The sequence below is a fragment of the Streptomyces humi genome (genome assembly GCF_001005085.2).
GTDB lineage: Bacteria > Actinomycetota > Actinomycetes > Streptomycetales > Streptomycetaceae > Streptomyces > Streptomyces humi.
In genome coordinates this window covers 1-668 of the sequence record NZ_LBMU02000208.1, presented here as the reverse complement: position 1 = coordinate 668, position 668 = coordinate 1, and the positions used below count along the sequence as shown (strand labels likewise).

Here is a 668-nt window from a genome sequence, read left to right as displayed (position 1 = left end):
GCGCCACGCCGCCCCCTCCCCCCCCGATTTCCACCAGCACACACCCGCAGGGGCCGTTCAAGTGGCAGCCCCCGCACCCCGGTCATAGCGTGACCGCATGATCGAGCTGGTGGGCCTGACCAAGCGCTACGGCGACAAGACGGCGGTCGACGACCTCACCTTCGCCGTGCGGCCGGGCATCGTGACCGGGTTCCTCGGGCCCAACGGCGCCGGGAAGTCCACCACCATGCGGATGATCCTCGGCCTCGACCACCCCACCGCCGGCCGGGTCCGGATCGACGGCAAGCGGTACGGGCAGCTCAGGGACCCGCTGACGTACATGGGCGCGCTGCTCGACGCCAAGGCGGTGCACGGCGGCCGGAGCGCCTTCAACCATCTGCTGTGTCTCGCGCAGAGCAACGGCATCCCGAAGGCGCGGGTGACCGAGGTGCTGGATACCGTCGGGCTCACCGCCGTCGCGAAGAAGAAGGCCAAGGGGTTCTCGCTGGGCATGGGGCAGCGGCTCGGGATCGCCGGTGCGCTGCTGGGCGATCCGCGGATCCTGATGTTCGACGAGCCGGTGAACGGCCTCGACCCCGAGGGCATCCACTGGATCAGGACCCTGATGAAGTCGCTGGCCGCGCAGGGGCGGACGGTGTTCGTCTCCTCCCACCTGATGAGCGAGATGG

General features: G+C 69.9%; 1 protein-coding gene. It reads left to right on the top strand.

Annotation, left to right across the window (positions count from 1 at the left end; translation table 11 throughout):
* Positions 1-97: 97 nt before the first annotated feature.
* Positions 98-668: ATP-binding cassette domain-containing protein (locus AAW13_RS43940; RefSeq protein ID WP_143145131.1), on the top strand; the 571-nt coding region annotated here is incomplete at its 3' end.